This is a genomic window from Nocardiopsis mangrovi (assembly GCF_042653925.1).
In the GTDB taxonomy this organism is placed as follows: Bacteria; Actinomycetota; Actinomycetes; order Streptosporangiales; family Streptosporangiaceae; genus Nocardiopsis_B; species Nocardiopsis_B mangrovi.
This window is the reverse complement of record NZ_JBHSFQ010000024.1, coordinates 1-15,856: the sequence shown is the minus strand read 5'-3', so window position 1 is coordinate 15,856 and position 15,856 is coordinate 1. Positions and strand designations below refer to the sequence as shown.

Annotated in this window: 11 protein-coding genes and 1 pseudogene; 9 read left to right on the top strand and 3 right to left on the bottom strand. The window is 72.9% G+C overall.

The features are described from left to right. The first annotated feature begins 7 nt into the window (after nt 1-7). The gene (locus ACFO4E_RS21230; protein ID WP_378577462.1) at nt 8-1,348 is read left to right on the top strand and encodes an MFS transporter; all 1,341 of its coding nucleotides are present in this window, start codon (nt 8-10) and stop codon (nt 1,346-1,348) included. A gap of 89 nt (nt 1,349-1,437) precedes the next feature. On the opposite strand, the gene ACFO4E_RS21225 is transcribed toward ACFO4E_RS21230, so the two are convergent. Both ACFO4E_RS21225 and ACFO4E_RS21220 read right to left on the bottom strand, forming a co-directional pair. Next, nucleotides 1,438-1,611, bottom strand: coding sequence for a hypothetical protein (locus ACFO4E_RS21225; protein WP_378535250.1), 174 nt, complete (start codon nt 1,609-1,611; stop codon nt 1,438-1,440). A gap of 301 nt (nt 1,612-1,912) precedes the next feature. Then, nucleotides 1,913-3,421, bottom strand: a complete 1,509-nt coding sequence (locus ACFO4E_RS21220) for a CCA tRNA nucleotidyltransferase (RefSeq protein WP_378577460.1) — start codon at nt 3,419-3,421, stop codon at nt 1,913-1,915. A 251-nt stretch (nt 3,422-3,672) separates the two neighbouring features. On the opposite strand from ACFO4E_RS21220, the gene ACFO4E_RS21215 reads away from it, so the two are divergent. From ACFO4E_RS21215 to trxA, 8 genes and pseudogenes are all read left to right on the top strand, one after another. Further along, a complete protein-coding gene (locus ACFO4E_RS21215) occupies nt 3,673-6,009 on the top strand; it encodes a DUF6049 family protein (protein ID WP_378577458.1) in 2,337 nt (778 codons plus the stop codon). Between the two features lie 65 nt (nt 6,010-6,074). Further along, nucleotides 6,075-7,769 (top strand): murein biosynthesis integral membrane protein MurJ, encoded by a 1,695-nt coding sequence (gene murJ, locus ACFO4E_RS21210; RefSeq protein WP_378577456.1) that lies wholly within the window; start codon nt 6,075-6,077, stop codon nt 7,767-7,769. 85 nt (nt 7,770-7,854) lie between these two features. Next, entirely contained in the window at nt 7,855-9,690 is a 1,836-nt protein-coding gene (gene murJ, locus ACFO4E_RS21205; protein WP_378577454.1) for a murein biosynthesis integral membrane protein MurJ, read from the top strand. Between the two features lie 258 nt (nt 9,691-9,948). Further along, entirely contained in the window at nt 9,949-11,469 is a 1,521-nt protein-coding gene (locus ACFO4E_RS21200) for a protein kinase family protein (RefSeq protein ID WP_378577452.1), read from the top strand. Nucleotides 11,470-11,477: 8 nt separating this feature from the next. Further along, nucleotides 11,478-12,098, top strand: coding sequence for an RNA polymerase sigma factor SigM (gene sigM / locus ACFO4E_RS21195; protein WP_378577611.1), 621 nt, complete (start codon nt 11,478-11,480; stop codon nt 12,096-12,098). Beyond that, nucleotides 12,095-13,006, top strand: a complete 912-nt coding sequence (locus ACFO4E_RS21190) for an anti-sigma factor family protein (protein ID WP_378577450.1) — start codon at nt 12,095-12,097, stop codon at nt 13,004-13,006. Before sigM ends, ACFO4E_RS21190 begins: the two co-directional genes overlap by 4 nt. A gap of 148 nt (nt 13,007-13,154) precedes the next feature. Then, nucleotides 13,155-14,087 carry a thioredoxin-disulfide reductase gene (gene trxB, locus ACFO4E_RS21185; RefSeq protein WP_378577448.1) on the top strand — a complete coding sequence of 311 codons (933 nt, stop codon included), beginning with the start codon at nt 13,155-13,157 and terminating at the stop codon, nt 14,085-14,087. Between the two features lie 48 nt (nt 14,088-14,135). Further along, nucleotides 14,136-14,468, top strand: a pseudogene (gene trxA, locus ACFO4E_RS21180) (thioredoxin); the annotation flags it as partial. Nucleotides 14,469-14,591: 123 nt separating this feature from the next. On the opposite strand, the gene ACFO4E_RS21175 reads toward trxA, so the two are convergent. Beyond that, a partial coding sequence (locus ACFO4E_RS21175) for a M16 family metallopeptidase (RefSeq protein WP_378577446.1) occupies nt 14,592-15,856 on the bottom strand: 1,265 nt, incomplete at its 5' end.

Below are 15,856 nucleotides of genomic sequence, written 5' to 3'. Positions count from 1 at the left end.
TTACCCGGTGTCCTTCTTCGGTGACCTCCGCGACGTGCTCCAGGGCCCCCGGTTCCGCCGGCTGTTCGCGACGCGCGTCGTCGCGCAGTTCGCCGACGGCGTGTACCAGGCCGGGCTGGCGGGCTACGTCTTCTTCGCCCCGGAGCGGCACACGACGGCGGCCGAGGCCGCCCTCGCCTTCGCCGTCCTGCTGCTGCCGTTCTCGGTGGTCGGCCCGTTCGCCGGGGTGCTCATCGACCGGTGGCCCCGCCGCCAGGTCCTGGCGGTCTCGGCCCTGGCGAAGGCGGTCCTGGCCGCGCTCACGGCCGCCCTGGTGGCGGCGGGGACCGACGGGCCGCTCTTCCTCGCCGCCGCGCTGTGCCTGCTGAGCGTCAACCGCTTCTTCCTCGCCGCGCTGTCGGCGGCGCTGCCGCACGTGGTGCCGCGGGAGAAGCTGCTGATGGCCAACGCGGTGACGCCCACGTGCGGCACGTTCGCCGTGTTCCTCGGGGCCGGGGCGGGAGCCGGGCTGCGGCTGCTCGGGGGCGAGGGCGACGGCGGGACCGCGCTCATCCTGCTGGGGGCGGCCGCGGTCTTCGGCGGCTCATCGGCGGCCGCGCTCACCCTCGGCCGCCGCGAACTCGGTCCCGGTCTCGCCGGCCGGGGGCCCGGGCCGCGCGCCGCGGTGCGGGGCATCGCGTCGGGGCTCGCGGAGGGCGCCCGGCACATCCTGGCCCGGCGCCCGGCCCGGTCCGGGCTGGCCACCATCGCCGGGACCCGCTTCGTGTTCGGCCTCTCCACGCTGATGACCCTGCTGCTCTACAACAACACCTTCACCGAGGGGGGCGTGGCCGGGCTGGCCGGGTTCTCGGTCGCCCTCGCCGCGTCGGGGGCGGGCTTCTTCGCCGGCGCCGTCGCCACACCGTGGGCCGCCGCGCGCGTCGGGACCGGCGCGTGGCTGGCGGGCCTGCTGGCGATGGGCGCGACGGCCCTCCCCGCGTTCGCGCTGCCGTTCTCCCCGGCGCTGTTCCCGGTGGCGGCGTTCGCGCTGGGCGTGGTCGCGCAGGGGGTGAAGGTGTCGGTCGACACGCTGGTTCAGCGACATGTCGACGACGCGTTCCGCGGCCGCGTGTTCTCGGTGTACGACATGCTCTTCAACACGGCGTTCGTCGCGGCGGCCGGGGTGGCGGCGGTGGTGGTCCCGCCGTCGGGGGTGAGCTCCGCGGCGGTGGTGGCCATGGGAGCGGCCTGTGGCCTGATGAGCGCCTGGTGGGCGGTCGCCGCCCGGACCGCGATCGACGCGCCCGCCGGGCGGCCCGGCGACGCGGAGAATACGGAGCCCGTCATTGGCGACGGCGAACGGAAATAGGAATTCGTTTCAAATCACGGAATGGGAATTCCGATCACCGGCGCCGCGGGATCACGGACGCCATCGCGCGGACGCCGTGGAAAGTCGGATCACCGCCCCTTGCGCGCGATGGGCCCGAACGCCGCCACCACCGCACCGAGGGAGAACATCGCCGCCTGGTCCTCGTCCATGTGGAATATCCCCGAGGGAATTTTCACCTTGTACGGCTTCTCCTCATGGGGCTTGACCTCAAGGCCGTCGATGATCCCCTGTGCGTAGAGCATCAACAGCGCTTCGTGGATTTTTCCAGGACGATCTTCGGGAGACGATGCCCAAAACGACATACACCAACCGTAAACCAGTGCCCCGGCCCGTACAACGACAACGGCAGAAGGCGCGGAATGAAATGTTGGTGACGCATGTCGCGCAGGAACCGGGTGATCCGCCGGAACCGGCGTCCAACACGGGAATCGGCATTACCGTACGTATTGCCGCGCCCCGGAACCGTTCCGGCCGCCGCCCGCCCGCCGGCACGCCGACAAGGCGGCATGTCGACACGCGGCCGGTCCGGCTCCGGCGGGGCCGTCAGTCGCCGTGGCGCTCCGCCCAGGAGCGCAGCTCGGCGGCCGCGGCCTCCTTGCCCATCGGGCCGTTCTCCAGGCGCAGCTCCAGCAGGAACCGCCACGCCTTGCCGATCACCGGCCCCGGGCCCACGTCCAGGATCTCCTGGATCTCATTGCCGTCGAGGTCGGGCCGGATGCTGTTCAGCTCCTCCTCCTCGGCCAGCCGCTCGATCCGGCGCTCGATGTCGTCGTAGGCCCGCGCCAGCGACGCGGCCTTGCGCCGGTTGCGCGTGGTGCAGTCGGCCCGGGTCAGCACGTGCAGCCGCTCCAGCAGTGGCCCGGCGTCGCGCGCGTACCTGCGGACCGCGGAATCCGTCCACTCGCCCTTGCCGTAGCCGTGGAAGCGCAGGTGCAGGGCGACGAGCCGGCCGACGTCGGCCACCACGTCCTTGGGGAAGCGCAGCGCGGACAGCCGGCTCTTGCTCATGGACGCCCCCACCACCTCGTGGTGGTGGAACGTCACCCGGCCGCCGGACTCGAACGCCCGCGTCTTGGGCTTGCCCACGTCGTGCAGCAGGGCGGCGAGCCGCAGCACGAGGTCGGGTTCCATCCCCCGCTGCCTTTCCAGGGCGATGGCCTGGTCGAGCACCGTCAGCGAGTGCTCGTAGACGTCCTTGTGCCGGTGGTGCTCGTCGATCTCCAGCCGCATCCGCGGGACCTCCGGCAGGACATGGTCGGCGATGCCCAGGTCCACCATCAGCTCGATCCCGCGCCGCGGGTCGGGGCTCAGGAGCAGCTTGACGAGTTCGTCGCGCACGCGCTCGGCCGAGACGATGCTCAGGCGGTCGGCCATCCCGGCGGCCGCCTCGGCGACCTCGGGGGCGAGCGCGAAGCCGAGCTGCGCCGCGAACCGGACCGCGCGCATGATGCGCAGCGGGTCGTCGGTGAAGGAGTCCTGCGGCCGCCCCGGGGTGCGCAGCAGCCCCGCCTTGAGGTCGGCCAGACCGCCGAACGGGTCGGTGAAGGCGTGCCCCGGCAGGCGCACCGCCATGGCGTTGACGGTGAAGTCGCGCCGCACCAGGTCCCCGCGCAGCGACGTCCCGTAGCTGACCTCGGGCTTGCGGGACTTGGGGCGGTAGGACTCGCTGCGGTAGGTCGTGATCTCGACCTGGAGCCCCTTCTTGCGCAACCCGACGGTGCCGAAGTCGATGCCGACCGTCCAGACGGAATCGGCCCACCCCTCGACCAGCCGCAGGACGGTCTGGGGGACGGCGTCGGTGGTGAGGTCGAAATCGTGGACCGGGCGCCCGATCAGGGCGTCGCGGACGGGCCCGCCCACGAGGGCCAGCTCGTGCCCCGCGGCGGCGAAGCGCTCGCCGAGTTCCTCCGTGACCGTGTCGATCGACGCGAACAGTTCGGTGATCGCCGCCTGCTGCTCCGCCGTCAATTCGCCGGCGGCCGGGGACGACGCCGCGACCGCGGCATCGGGGACGTTGCGGGGGTTCTCACCTGGAAGCGCAGTGTTCGGCACACCACCAGAGGGTAGGTGTCGCGGACCCGTGGTGCGAATCGGCGGTGAGCGGGCGGCGGCGCCGTTCTCCCGCGGCGCGGGCCGTCGCGCTTCGGGACGACCCCTCTGAGGGGGTATCGTTCAGATCAGTCCGGCGCGGCACCGCTTCCCCCACGCGACCGCCGCGTTACCCGATCGAGAGGCCGCGGCGTCCAACGGTTCGGTCGCATCCTGTCGGCCACCAGTCAACCGATTCGGAAAACTCTTCTGGCGTGCGTCGATTTGCTCACGTAGGCGCGGTCGCGGCCACGACCGTCGTCCTGATACCGGCACTGGCCGCGTTCGATCATGCTCAGGCACCGGCACTCGCCGTCCCCCTTGAGGACTCCGACGACAGCACCCCGCTGATCATCGAGGAGATCACGCCCACCGCGGTCGAGGACGACAGCACGGTCCGGGTGTCCGGCCAGATCACCAACACCACCGACGACCCCCTGGACGAGGTCACCGTCCGGCTGCGCTACGGCACGACCCCCTTCGGCTCGCGGTCGGAACTGGACGACTACGCCGACAACGGCGGCGACCTGCTCGCCTCCGGGCCCACCGAGAAGGTCGACGGCCCGATCGAGCCCGGCGAGTCCGCCGATTACACGGTCGAGGCCGACGCCGGGGACCTCGGCCTCGGCTCGTTCGGCGTCTACCCGCTGTCCGTCGAGGCGCTCGACCCCTCCGGCGGCGCGCTGGGCGACCAGCACACCTTCCTGCCCTACCGAGGCGGCTCCGCGCCCGACCCGGTCGGCATCGCCTGGGTGTGGCCGCTCATGGGCACCCCGCAGCGCGCCGGGAACGACACCTACCTCAGCGACGGCCTCGCCGAGAGCGTCGGCCCCGAGGGCCGGCTCGGCCGGCTGTTGACCGCCGGGGCGCAGGACGAGGCCATCACCCTGGAGCCGCCCGCGACCCCGTCGCCGGTGGTCTCGGACGACGCCACCGGCGCCACCCCCGGCGACGACGCGGAAGGCGACGCCCCCGACGGCGACGGCGCCCCGCGCTCCACCGGCGAAAGCGACCGTGTCCCCGTCACCTGGGCGGTCGACCCCGGTCTGCTCGACGACGTCGCCCGCCTCACCGAGGGCCCCTACGAGGTCGTGACCGATCCCGGCGAGGCCGGCGGCGACTCCGACGACGCCGCGCCCGCCACCGAGACCATGGACCCCAGCCTCAACGCCCGGGTCTGGCTGGACCAGGCACGCACCGCGCTGGGCGGCGAGCCGCTGATCGCCACCCCCTACGCCGCGCCCGACATCGCGGCCCTGCTCCGCGCCGACCTGGGCGCCGACGCCGAGGCCGCCGTCCCGCTGGGCGAGGAAACGCTCCAGCGGATCCTCGGCCAAGGCGCCGACGACGCCTACGCCTGGCCGGCGGGCGGGGTGATGGACAGCGCCACCCGCGAGTTCTACACCGAGCAGGGCGCCACGCGCTTCCTGCTCAGCGACTCCGCGATGCCCGCCCAGCAGTGGTCCACCGCGACCCCCACCGCCGAGGCGACTCTGCCGCTGCCCGGCGACGAGGACGGCACCGCCCTGGTCGCCGACAGCGGCCTCACCGCCGTTCTGGGGCGGGACAGCACGGGCCCCGGGCGGGCGGCGCTCGCCCAGCAGAGGTTCGCCGCCGAGACCGCGATGATCAGCGCCGAGGACCCCGGGACCGACCGCACGATCGTGGCCGCCCCGCCCACCGACTGGGCCCCGTCGGCCGCCTTCGCCGAAGGCGTGCTCCAGGCGAGCGACGACCTCCCCTGGCTCGAGCCGGCCGCCCTGGACGACGTCGAGGCCGACCCCGACGCGCAAGCGCAGCGGAGGGACCTCGTCTACCCGGAGCGCGCGCTCGACCGCGAGCTGAGCGGCGACCACCTCGACGAGGTCGCCGGGATCCGGCGCGACGTCCGGCTCTTCAACAGCATCCTGGAGGACGACTCCGACCCGTTCCGCCCGGCGATCCTGCGGCTGGAGGCCGCCGCCTGGCGCGAGGACGACGAGCTCGCCGCCACCACCCGGGCGCTCGTGGCCGGCCAGGTGCAGGAGGACATGGGCAAGGTCCGGATCATCCCCGGCGAGCCCGTGACCCTGGCCAGCAAGACGGGCACCATCGGCATCCTCGTCGCCAACGACCTGGAGGACCACACCGTCCGGCTCAAGCTGTCGATGCTGTCGACCAACCCGGAGCGGCTGAGCGTCGAGGGCGGCAACGGCACGATGGAGATCGGCCCCGGCGGCAAGACGACCGTGTACGTCCCGCTGTCGGCGCGCATCAACGGCCGCACCGTCCTCCAGCTGAGCCTGCACAACACCGAGGGCGAGCCGGTCTCCGGGGAGCAGGCGCTCGACGTCAACGCCACCGGGCTGGGCAACCAGGCGCTGCTGATCAGCGGTGTCGGGGCGCTGGTGCTGGTCGTGGCGCTGGCCCCACGGGCGCTGCGCAAGTGGGCGCGCACCAGGGCCGCCGGCGCCGCGCCCGATCCCGACGGCGCGTCCGGCGACGGCTCCGCCTCCGCGGGGGGCGGCGACGACACGCCCGCCCCGAAGGACGACGACAAGGGCGGGGCCTGACCGCGGGCGAGGCCGTCGCCGCATCCCGCACGCCTCACCACGCGCACACCTTTTCGAAAGGACCGATGACGGTGGCCACCGACACCGCGAACGGCAGTGACGACACCGCGACCTCCGGCGCGTCATCCGGATCCCCCGGCTCGGGCGGCATGATGCGCTCCAGCGTGGTCATGGCGATCGGCACCATGGTGTCGCGGGTGACCGGGTTCGTGAAGGTGATCGTGCTCGCGGCGGCGCTGGGCACCCAGCTCCTCGGCGACGCCTACAACACCGCCAACACCATCCCGTTCATCGTCAACGACCTGCTCATCGGCGGGCTCATCGCGAGCGTCATCGTGCCGCTGCTGGTCAAGCGGCGCAAGAGCGACGACGACGGCGGCGTGAAGACGGAGAACCGGCTGTTCACCGCCGCCGTGCTGCTGCTGTTCGCCGTCACCGCGATCATGGTCGCCGCGGCCGGCCCCATCACCCGCCTCTACCTCGGCGACGCCGACCCCCGCCAGGCCGAGGTCGCGGTCTACCTGGCGCGGTTCCTGCTCGCCCAGATCTTCTTCGTCGGCCTCAGCGGCCTGGTCAGCGGGATGCTGAACACCCGTTCGCGCTTCGGCTCCCCGGTGTGGGCGCCGGTGCTGAACAACATCGTGGTCATCGGCGTCGGCGCGCTGTTCCTCTGGGTGGCCGGCGTCGGCCGCACCGTCGAGACCGTCACCGACGGCCAACTGGTGCTGCTGGGCGCGGGCACCGCGGCCGGGATGGCCGCGCAGACCGTCGTGCTGATGGGCTCGCTGTGGCGCACCGGGTTCCGCTGGCGCCCGCGGCTGGACCTGCGCGGGTCCGGGCTCGGCGAGGCGGTGGGCTCCGCCGGCTGGATGTTCATGTACACCTGCATGACCCAGATCGGCTTCCTCATCACCGCCAACGTCGTCAACCGGGCGGGCGCGGAGAGCATCCTCCAGGGCTACGACGTCGGCGCCGGCATCACCGCCTACAACTACGCCTACCAGCTGTTCCAGCTGCCCTACGCGATCATCGCCGTCTCGCTGATCACCGTGCTGCTCCCCCAGATGAGCGGGCACGCCGCGGACGAGAACTGGGACGAGGTGCGCTCCGGGTTCTCCCGCACGCTGCGCGTCTCCGCGCTGGTCCTGGTCCCGCTGGGGCTGGCCCTCGCCCTGTACGCCGTGCCGGTGTCGACCCTGGTGTTCGCGCGGGGCAACACGTCGCCGTCGGACGCGGCCGGGATCGGCCTGGTGCTGGCCGTGATGGCGCTGGGCCTGGTGCCGTTCACCGTCTTCCAGCTGATGCTGCGCGTGTTCTACGCGCTGGGCGACACCCGCACCCCCGCCCTCATCGGCGTCGCCAACGTGGCCGTCCACGGTGCGCTGGCCCTCACCGCGTACGCGGTGCTGCCGCCCGACCGGGTGGTCATCGGCGTGGCCGCCGCGTTCATGCTGTCCTTCCTCTCCGGCCTCACCATCGCGGGGATCGTCCTCAGCCGCCGCCTGGGCGGGCTTGACGGGCGGCACACGATTGGAACATTGTTGCGGCTGCACTTGGCCGCGGTCCCGAGCGTCGCCGTCGGCATCGGTGTTCTCTGGTTCTTCACCGATCGCTTCGGCACGGGGCTGGCCACGAACATCGGCGCCCCCGTCGTCGGCTGCCTGCTCGGGGGCCTGCTGTTCGTGCTCTTCGCCTGGATCCTGCGGGTGCGTGAACTCACGTCGGTCGCGGGCCTGGTGCGCGCCCGACTGGGGCGGTAACCGCCCCTCCCCCTCCGGACGCCGCGTCCTCCCTGCCCCCGGCACGCGGTGTTCCTCCGCACACCACAGGAAGATCGTCAGAGCCGTGCCGAACGACCACCCCCAGAGCAAGGATCGTCCGCACAGACGCCTCCTCCTCCCCGAGGAGGTGCTCGACGCCGTCGAGCGCTCGGAGCCTGATACCGAGCCCGAATCCGGCCTGGTCACCAGGCGCGATCCCAGCGACATCGGAGACCTCGGCACCGCGGACCGCCCGGGTGAGGAGGGCAACGAGATCGGGGGTGCGGCCCACGCCGCGCCGCCCGACCTGATGCGCTCCAGCGCGGTCATGGCGATCGGCACGGTGGTGTCGCGCGCGACCGGGTTCATCCGCACGATCGTGCTGGCGGCGGCGCTGGGCACCCAGCTCCTCGGCGACGCCTACCAGACCGCGAACATGGTCCCCTTCGCGGTCTACGACCTGCTGATCGGCGGCCTGCTGGCCAGCGTCTTCGTCCCGTTCCTGGTCAAGCGGAAGAAGTCCGACCCCGACGGCGGCAACGCCACCGAGCAGCGCCTGTTCACGGTGGCGCTGCTGGCGCTGGCCGCGCTGACGGTGGTCACCGTCTTCGCCGCCGAGTGGCTGATCCGGATCTACGCCGGGGAGTTCACGCAGGCGCAGCACGAGGTCGCCACGCTGCTGGCGCGGTTCATGCTCTGCCAGATCTTCTTCATCGGCGCCAGCGGCGTCGCCAGCGCGATGCTGAACAGCCGCAACCACTTCGGCGCCCCCATGTGGGCGCCGGTGCTGAACAACCTGATCATCATCGCGGTCGGCGCGATGTTCCTGGTCGTGACCGGCCCGGGCAGCACCCCCGAGTCGATCACCGACGCCGAGACCTCGATGCTGGGCCTGGGCACGACCCTGGGCCAAGTGCTCCAGTGCGTGGTGCTCATCTGGGCGCTGTTCGCCGCCGGGTTCCGCTGGCGCCCGCGGCTGGACCTGCGCGGCTCCGGGCTCGGCGAGGCGATGCGTACCGCCGCGTGGATGCTGGTCTACATCGGGGTGGCGCAGGCCGGCCTGCTCGTCACCACCAACGTCGCCACCCGGGCGGGGGTCCGGGCGGCCGAGGCCGGCGAGTCCGTCGCGGGCGCGGGCATCACCGCCTACCAGTTCGCGTCGATGCTGTTCCAGCTCCCCTACGCGATCATCGCCGTCTCGGTGATCACGGCGCTGCTGCCGCGGATGAGCGCGCACGTCGCCGACGGCCGCAGGGACCTCGTCCGGTCGGACTTCTCGCGCGGGTTCCGGCTGTCGGCGGTGCTGATCGTGCCGATCTCGGTGGCGATGGTCGTCTTCGCCATCCCGTTCTGCGTGCTGATCTACGCGCGGGGCAGCACATCGGTGCACGACGCCCAGAGCATCGGGCTGATCCTGATGGTGTTCTCGGTGATGCTCATCCCGTTCACGCTGTTCCAGCTACTGATGCGGGTCTACTACGCGCTGGGCGACACCAGGACGCCGTCGATCATCGCGCTGCCCGCCGAGGCCGCCCACGCCACGGTGGCGATCTCCCTGCTGTTCGTGGCGCCGCCCGGGCTCATCGTGGTGCTGCTGCCGGTGGCCTACGGCCTCTACTACATCGTCGGCTCGATCCTGGCCTGGCAGGGGCTGCGCAAGCGGATGAACGGGCTCGACGGGCGCCGGGTGCTGCGGACGCTGGTCCTGCTGCACGTGGCCTCGGTCCCCAGCGCGGTGTTCGGGGTGGCGATGATCCTGGCCTTCGGGCTGCTGCCGGGCACGGTCCTGCCGTCGCTGCTGGCCATGGCCGCAGGGGGTGTGATCGGAGCCGCGCTGTTCATCCTGGTCGCCAAGCGCATGGGGGTGACAGAAGTCACAACCTTCTTGGACATGGTCCGGAGCCGCCTGCTACGTCGCTGATCACCAGGACCGAGTGACCGAGTGTAATCGACGTAAGGACCCCTATGCGTGTCGAGTCCGGTGTACTTGTCCTCCAGGGGCGCCGCTCAAGCGTCCTAGCATGGAACAGCTGTTCTCTGCCGCCACACCCGTGTTATCCGAGCTGCCCGAAGGGAGGTTGGGGACAGACGACATGGCCGGACACCCCTTGGGCTCCCCTCGGCGCGCGGGTCGCACCGCGGATCCCTCCGTCCGGCCGCGGCGTCCGTCACTCCCGGCATGAGCACCTTCATGATTGAGCCCGGCGCGCGGCTCGCGGGCCGTTACCGACTCGACGAACTGGTGAGCGAGACCGGCGGCGCCACCCTGTGGAAGGCCACCGACGAGACGCTCGCCCGGCTGGTCGCCGTCTGGACGTTCGCCGAGGGCTTCCCCCGCACCGCCGAGGTCGTGCGGGCCGCCCGCGCCACCAGCCGCGTGGCCGACTCCCGCGTCACACAGGTCTTCGACGCCGACGACAGCGGGCCCACGGCCTACGTCGTCGAGGAATGGGTGGTCGGCCAGTCGCTGACCGACCTGCTCGCGCAGGGCCCGCTCGAACCCGACCGTGCCGCCGGCCTCGTCGCCGAGGCCGCCGAGACCCTGGCCACCGCACACGCCACGGGGCTTTACCACCTGCACCTGACCCCCGGCAAGCTCATGTGGAGCGTCGGGGGCGCGGTCAAGGTGACCGGAATCGGCGTCGACGCCGCCCTGCACGGGATCACCTCGCCCGACCCCGCCTGCCACGACGCCCAAGGGCTGGGCAAGCTGCTCTACGCCGCCCTGACCGCCCACTGGCCCGACGGCCCCCAGAGCGGCCTGCGCCCCGCGCCGGTCGTCTCCGGCCGGCCCTGCCAGCCCAGCCAGATCCGGGCCGGCGTTCCCGAGCGCCTCAACGAGATCGTGTGCCGGGCGGCGTTCCAGACACCGATGCGCGGCGGGCCGCTGACCAGCGCCCGCGAGATCGCCGACGCCCTGGCCGACGTCCCGCGCCTGGTGCCCCTCCCGCTCGCGCCGCACACGCCCACCGCGCCGGAGCCCGAAAAGGGCACCTCGCGGCACACCGGCGAGTTCGGCGCGCAGGCCGCGCCCCCGGCTCCGCCGTCGCGGCGGGCCTACCGGTCTTCGGACCACCAGGGCGGCTCCGGTGTCGGGTCGTCGCGGCTGATCCGCGTCCTCATCGGGGTGATCGGCGCGCTCGTGTTCGCGGCCGTCGTGATCCTCGCGTGGAACATCGGCAGCAGCATGAGCGGCGACGGCGACGGCGCGGTCCCGTCGGACGACGGCGGCACCGCGGCCGAGGAGCCCGAGGAGCTGGCCGTCCTCGAACCCGCCGGGGCCGACGGCTTCGACCCCGATCCCGGCGACGGCGAGGAGCACGGCGACCGCGCGCCCAACGCCATCGACGGCGATCCCGCAACGGCGTGGAACACCCAGACCTACCAGGGCCCGGACTTCGGCAACCTCAAGAGCGGCGTCGGCCTGATCCTCGACATGGGCGACCCCGCCGAGGTGCACGAGGCGACGCTCAACCTCGGGTCCGGCTCCCACGACCTCGAGATCCTGGTCGGCGACGCGGCCGACATGTCACAACTCGAAAGCGTTGCGGCCGAGAGCGGCGTCAGCGGCGAAATCGACGTTAAGCTGGCTGACCCGGCCGAGGGTCGCTATGTCGTCATATGGTTCACTGACGTGCCCCAGGACGGCGACGGCTACCGGGGGACGATCAACGAGGTCGAGCTGCGCGGGAAAACGTGACAACGGTGATGGACGCGGTTCAGGAACTCCCCGACAAGGAGTTGTTGTCCAGGCACGCTCAAGGTGACGATCAGGCGTTCGGGGAACTCGTGCGCCGCCACCGCGAGCGCATGTGGGCTGTCGCGATCCGTGTCCTGGGCGATTCCGAGGAGGCGTCCGACGCCCTCCAGGACGCCTTCCTGTCCGCGTTCCGCGGCGCCCACCGGTTCCGGGGCGAGGCCCAGGTCAGCACCTGGCTGCACCGCATCGTCATCAACGCCTGCCACGACCGCATGCGCCGCAAGATGGTGCGCCCCGCCGTCCCCACCGATGACGCCACCCTCGACGTGCTCTCCAACGAGCGCGTCAAGGGGATCACCCCCGACCCCACCGGGCGCAGCGACTCCGCCATGGACGTGCACGCGGCGCTGGCCCGGCTGCCCGCCGAGCAGCGCCTGGCCCTGGTCCTCGTCGACATGATGGGCTACCGGGTCGACGAGGCCGCCGAAATCCTCGAAGTGGCGTCCGGCACGGTCAAGAGCCGGTGCGCCCGCGGGCGGGCGCGACTTCTGCCATATCTGGCCCATCTGAGGAACCCTGAACGCTCCCGGGACGTCACATCCCCGAGAGGAGGTGACAGGACATCGTGACGTCTCATGTGGACGCGGACACTCTCGCCTTGTCGGCCGAAGGGCTCCTGGAGGACCAGGAAGAGCGATCCGTCCGAGAACACGTGGCCGAATGCGCCGAGTGCGCCGAGCAACTGACGGAGTTGGCCGGGGTCTCGCGGATTCTGGCGGAGGTGCCCGCCCCCCCACTGCCGGACACCGTCGCGGCCCGTCTCGACGACGCCCTGCGCGCCGAGGCCGATGCCCGCCGCAGCCGCCTCTCGGGAGCGGTCCCGGTTCCCACGGCCCCCGCGGCGGCGGGCGGCAACGTGGTCCCGCTGCGCTCCCGCTTCGGCTCCGGCCGCTGGCTGCCCTACCTCGCGGCCGCCGCGGCGGCGGTCGTCGTGATCGGCGGCGGCGCCGCCGTCGTCCGCGGCGCGCTGGCCCCCGATGCGGGCACACCCACCGCGGCGGCCCCCGACGGCCAGCAGAGCGACCAGCCGGACCCCGACGCCGCGCAGCCCTACCGCCCGCTCATGCTGGAGACCGGCACCCGCTACACCGACGACGACCTCGCCGACCAGGCATCCGGCGTCCTCGCCGACACCGAGTCCGTGGTGGCCGAGGACGCCCCTGAGAGCGATACCGGCGGGTCGGAGCCCATGTCCCAGGCCGAATCCCCGGCCATCCCCTCCGAGGTCGCCTCGTGCGTTCACAGCCTCTCCGGGGAGGGCGCGCGGCGCCCCGAGCTGATCGACCGCGCGGAGTTCCGGCCCTCGGGCGACGACTCCGGCGCCGAGGACGCGTGGGTGGTGTACCTGGCGGCAGAGCCCGGCGACGCCCCGGCCGCGGGGTCCTATGACGTCGTCGTGCTCTCGGCCGGCTGCACCGGCGGCGGCGACCCCGCCGACCACGTCCTGGCCGAGACCACCGTCTCCGCCCCCGAGTAGTCTCCGCAGGCCGCCGGGGCCGGGCGCGGCGGGCCGCGCCCGGCCCTTCGGTCCACCGGGAATGGGTCGCGCCTACCATCTGTTGGTAGAGACGACTTCCCCCGAGGGTCGAGCACGACCCTCCGAGTGAACCGAAGGGCCGGCCAGCGTGAGCGACGTCCGCAACGTAATCATCATCGGATCGGGGCCCGCGGGCTATACCGCGGCCGTGTACGCGGCGCGCGCCGAGCTGCGACCGCTCGTGTTCGAGGGGTCGATCACCGCGGGCGGCGCGCTGATGAACACCACCGAGGTCGAGAACTTCCCCGGCTTCCCCGATGGCATCATGGGCCCCGACCTCATGGACAACATGCGCAAGCAGGCCGAGCGCTTCGGAGCGGAGCTGATCGCCGACGACGTCACCGAGGTCGACCTCGCCGCCACCCCCAAGGTCGTGAAGGTGGGCGACGACTCCTACCTCGCGCACACCGTGATCGTGGCCACCGGGTCCGGCTACCGCAAGCTGAACGTCCCCGGCGAGGAGCGGTTCTCCGGGCGCGGCACCTCGTGGTGCGCCACCTGCGACGGCTTCTTCTTCCGCGACCAGGACATCGCGGTCGTGGGCGGCGGCGACACCGCCATGGAGGAGGCGACGTTCCTCACCCGGTTCGCCCGCTCGGTCACCGTGATCCACCGCCGCGGCGAACTCCGCGCCAGCAAGATCATGCAGGACCGCGCCCGCGCCAACGACAAGATCAAGTTCCTCTGGAACACCGAGGTCGTCGAGGTCCTGGGCGATACGAAGGTGCACTCGGTGCGGCTGCGCGACACCGTGTCCGGCGAGGAGAGCGGCCTGGACGTCACCGGGCTGTTCATCGCGATCGGCCACGACCCGCGCGTGGAGCTGTTCGAGGGCCAGCTCGACCTCGACTCCGAGGGCTACCTCGCGGTCGCGGCCCCCACCACCAAGACCAACATTCCCGGCGTCTTCGCCTGCGGCGACGTCGTCGACCACAGCTACCGCCAGGCCATCACGGCCGCCGGCACCGGGTGCGCCGCGTCGCTCGACGCGGAACGCCATCTCGCCGAGCTCGGCAACTGACACCGGTCCCGGACCGCCCGGACCGAACGAACGCACGACCGAACCACGAGGAGTTCCGCCATGGCCCTGACCAAGGTGACCGACGCCAATTTCGAAGCGGAAGTACTGAAGAGCGACAAGCCGGTCCTGGTCGACTTCTGGGCCGAATGGTGCGGTCCCTGCAAGCAGGTCGCCCCGATCCTGGAGGAGATCGCGGCCCAGCACGGCGACAAGCTCAAGATCGTCAAGCTGAACACCGACGAGAACCCCAACATCACCCGCGAGTACCAGGTCATGCAGATCCCGACCATGAACGTCTTCAAGGACGGCGAGGTCGTCAAGCAGATCATGGGCGCCAAGCCCCGGCGCCTCCTGGAGAAGGACCTCGCGGAGTTCATCTGATCCGCACGGATCCGCCCGCGGGCGGATCCGCTGGAGCGGCCCGCCGGTCGGTGATCGGCGGGCCGCTCGCGCGTTCCCCCGCGGGCGCGGCCGCCGGCGCCGAGCGGCGCCGGCGGCAGGGCCCTATGCGCCGTCCCCTCCCCGCTCACCCGTGTCGCCGGTGAGGACCACGGTGCGGAACTCGGCCGCCGCGAACGACGCCGCCGCCTCGCGCACCTCGTCCGGGCCCACCTCGCGCAGCGCCGTGCCGGCCTCCGTGAGCCATCGCGGTCCCCGCTGCTCGGAGACGGTCGCGGCGAGCACGTCGGCCAGGGCCTCCGGAGACGCGAACGCCAGCGGCAGCTGGGCCGTGCAGTAGTCGCGCACGGCGGCCACCTCCGCGTCGGTGGGCGGTTCGGTCGCCGCTCCGCGGAGCACGGCCCGCATGTCCTCGGCCACGCCGGCGAGCCGGTCCGCGGGCACCGCGGCACGGGCGAAGATCCGCGGCCGGCCGAGCAGGACGTCGCGCCCGGCGTGCACCATGTACCCCTTGCCATCCCTGCGCACCGCCCCCTGGACCAGGCGCGACGCGTAATGGCCGCCGAGGGCGGCCGTGGCCAGGTGCCGGGCCGGCTCGGCGGGCCCGGCCCGGTCCTCCGCCGCCCACAGGGTCACATGGGCGGTCCGCCCCGACGCCGGGACCAGCAGCGGCTCGTCGGCCCCGGACGGGTCGGGCGCAGCGGGCAGCCCGCCCGGCAGTGCCCACCACGGGCCGAGGGCGGTGCGGGCCAGCGGGGGCACACCGTCCGGGTCGATCGGGCCCACCACCACCAGGAGCGCCCCGTCCGGGCCGGGCACGCGTGCCGGGGCGGCGTCGGAGGTCGCCACGCCGGCGAGGCACAATGCCCTGATCACGGCGTCGGAGAACGCGTCCGGAGCCCCTGCCGGGCCGGCCGGGGGCAGATCGGGCCAGGGCCCCGGGTCGGCCGCGAGCACGGAGCCGAGCGCGGCCAGCCACTCGGGCACGCGCCCGGGTGGCGCGGCGCCGGCGGCGTTCAGCCACTCCCCGTCGGCGCTCACGTCCAGGACCGTCCCCCGCGGGGCGCCGCCCCGGTCTCCGAGCAGGGCCGCCAGCCACCGGGCCAGCCGCCGGTCCCGGCCGGGCCGCGCCCAGACCCGCGCTCCCAACGGGATGCGCAGGCGCAGTTCGACCACTGGGACGCGGTCGTCGCGCACCGCCACGACGCGCAGGCGCCCGTCCACCCGCGTGTCCGCGAGCACCATGGGCGCGGGCCCGGCCCCGGCGCGTCCGGCGGGCGGGGTACGCCGGGTGCCCGGCAGCGGCGGACGGTCGGCGGCCCGGCCGCCGGCCGCGTCGCCGCGACGCGGCTCGGCCTCCGGGTCCGCGG